General features: G+C 59.2%; 3 protein-coding genes. 1 reads left to right on the top strand and 2 read right to left on the bottom strand.

The genetic code is table 11. The features are described from left to right. Window positions 1-967: relaxase/mobilization nuclease domain-containing protein (locus AC1D17_RS28290; protein ID WP_477568536.1), on the bottom strand; the 967-nt coding region annotated here is incomplete at its 3' end. Window positions 968-1,197: 230 nt separating this feature from the next. Continuing rightward, the gene (locus tag AC1D17_RS28285) at window positions 1,198-1,596 is read right to left on the bottom strand and encodes a plasmid mobilization protein (protein WP_477568535.1); all 399 of its coding nucleotides are present in this window, start codon (window positions 1,594-1,596) and stop codon (window positions 1,198-1,200) included. 11 nt (window positions 1,597-1,607) lie between these two features. Between AC1D17_RS28285 and AC1D17_RS28280 the strand changes: the two genes are divergently transcribed. Further along, window positions 1,608-2,798, top strand: a complete 1,191-nt coding sequence (locus AC1D17_RS28280) for an AAA family ATPase (protein ID WP_477568534.1) — start codon at window positions 1,608-1,610, stop codon at window positions 2,796-2,798. The last annotated feature ends 120 nt before the right edge of the window (window positions 2,799-2,918 follow it).

Raw genomic sequence — 2,918 nt, 5'->3', positions numbered from 1 at the left:
TCTCCATATTGATGCCATGTGCCCGCGCCTTCTCGGCCATGGTCAGCCGCCACTGGCGAAAAGTGGCAATGGTCGTTTCGACCCGTTCGCCGGCATCCGATCGCATCGCGACGATGGCGTGGACATGAACGTGGGGACGCTTGCCCCCTTCCGCCTCCGCCTTCGGATCGCTGCCTTCATCGTGCAGTGAGAAGACGTAGCGATGGCCTGCGAACTGCTGGCCCAGAAAATCCCGCGCCGCATTCTGAAACGCAGCCGTGTCCGTGCCCGCGCGGGCCGAGAGGATCAGATGCATGACATCACGCGGCTTTCGACTGTGAAGCTGGTCTCGCCATTCGAGTTGAACGAGATCGCCAGCTTGCCTGGCATCGGTGATCATCCGCCCGTGTTCGTCACGCACCTCGCCCTTATGTGCAGCCACCAGCGATCGCACCTGGCTCGTGCCATAGTCCGTGCCGTTGCCATAGCCGGTAAATCGAAAGGCCGCGTTCGCACCGGCGCTCTCCATGCGCGCCTGTACGATCGCCGCGGCCCTGTCGTCCGCCGTCAGTCGCTCGCCGTCGACACTCCTAAGCACCGTCACCCCGTCAACGTCGAACCCGCTTCCATCCGCGCGGGCTGTGACCGCAAACGCGAAGGCGCGGTCCCCCAAACCGTGTTTCACAATCTCACGAACTCGGTCAAAGAGGTCGTCGTCAGCGCGGCCATCATCGGCGACCGAGATCTGGAAGAGGCCAATATCCCGGCTCTCGGCCCGGTTCTTCATCAGGTAATCCCATTCGTCACCGACGGCCGAGAGCTGGTCACGGCCACGAAGCTGGTCGCCGCGCTCGTTCTCGACGACGACCGCTCCGTTGCGGGATACATAGTTGATCATCGCGCCGAGCCTCGACCCGCCGCCAAACGATGCCATTTTGACAACGGCCGGCTGGCTTCCTGTGGCAAGGCCGGCAAAGCGTGCGCGCATGGGCCGATCCGCGCGCCGCTGCACGCTGTCCGCACGACCTTCCCCTCCGCTGCGAAATCGAAAGCCAAATGTATTTGCCGTTCCGGTTGACCCAGCCGGCGCGACACCCCCTCCCCGGCGGCGGCGCTCGTCTTCCTCAGGCAAAGTGCGGCGCCCGAGTGTCAGGTCATGGAGAAAAGCAGCCTTACGCTGCTCCCACTCAGCCGTGAAGGCACCAAGGAAAATCTCCATTACACGCTCCCGGCAGGCCTGCGAGCCCCGCGCGCGGCAAAGGCCTGCAGTTCAAACAGCACGATCGCGACGACACGTTGAACATCATCGATCACCCTTTTTTCTTCTTGCGACTGACCCGTTTCACCCCTGTTGCGTGCTCGCGCCAGCTGGTTGAGATTGACACCAACAGCTTTGACGTCGGCGAGAAGCAGCAAAAGCACACCCCGGTCGGCCTCTGTAAAGAACGGACGCACCCCAGCACCTTCCAGGGTAAGAGACCGCAAGAACCCCGAAACCGTCATCCCGGCAGCCTCAGCAGCATGCTCGATCCGCTCGATTTCGGTCGCGCTGAAACGCGCATGGACCACCTTGTCTCTGCGCTCCCGCCTAATCTCACCGCTCGCAAACGCACCCATCGAACCTTCCTTTGAAGCAGGCCGCAGGCCTTATCGACGGCCCGTCCGTCGATCGTCAGCAAAATTTGTATCACAAATTTGCGTATCCTGCCAAAAACTACATTACCGATTCGGTAACAGTTTTTCAAGTCAGCGCCTGGCAGTTGCTTTTGATCTCCGGAGATTCGGCAGCCTCTACCCCGATCCCAACAGAACCGTTTTCCGCAAGACCGGCCCCAGGAGATTACTCCATAGGCACTGGCTACATTTCCTCTAAGCAATTAAATTACAGCAATGTAGTGAGTAGAGCTATATCCACTCGCTACATTGCCTCGATGTGTTTAGGGTGTGCGTCTATGGAGTGTGGAATATATTCCACACTGTCGATCGAGCCTGTGTGTCGAAAGCCTATGCTGCGAGCACATGAACACAATGTATTCATTTTTGGCTTGCACCGCTCCGCAAATTCGACGCATGATGCACCGATCATCACCACGATGCGGAAACGACTCATGACAAGAACCTATGCGGCGGTGAGCAACAAAGGTGGAGCGGGAAAGACGACACTCGTGACATTGCTCGCTGGTGAATACGCGCTGCGCGGTGAGCGCGTTCTTCTCATCGATGCGGACAATCGGCAAAATCTCTCCGGCTGGTGGACGTTGTGCGCGGAGAAAAGCAATGTGCCTGACCATATCGAGGTCACAGTCGCATCGACGCAGCGGTCTATCGAGCAGGCAATCGACAATCTCAGCCGAGCGTTCGATCTCGTCATTATCGATGCCCCGGGTGTTGACAGTTCGTTGCAGACGACGATCATCCGGTCTTCGGAATTGGTGATCTCCCCCATCCAGCCGGCAATCAAGGAACTTGAGGCGGCGGGACAAGCCGTCGCCGCAGTCAACGAGATCAACGATCAGTTCGGCTTGAACATCGGACATTTCAATGTCCGGACGCGCATCTCCGTTCCGGGGCGTAACCTCGAAGCGTACCGCTACATCAGGCCATTCGTTGCCGGTCTGGTCGCTGCTGAGTATCGCACGCGGCTTCTCGACACCGAGCTTTTTGAGCGCAACATCTATCGCGAAATTCAAAACGGGCTTGGAACGCTGCAGATGCAGGAACTGACCGATCCGGTCCGAAAAGCGCGCGTCGAAGTTCATGCCCTGGTCGAGGAGATAGAGCAGAGCCGTGCGTCCATCAGCTTTGAGGGTGCGGCATGAGCAAGGCGGGGCTTGATCTGAAGGATTTCTCGATTGCATCGCGCAGGGCGGAGGCGAAGCCGGACGCGATTTCAGACACCCCGGCGGTCGCCGCTTCTACGCCGACGGACGGAAACGTGG

This window comes from Pararhizobium sp. P1_E7 (assembly GCF_056405855.1).
The sequence above is the reverse complement of the archived record's forward strand: the minus strand, read 5'-3'. Positions and strand labels throughout refer to the sequence as shown.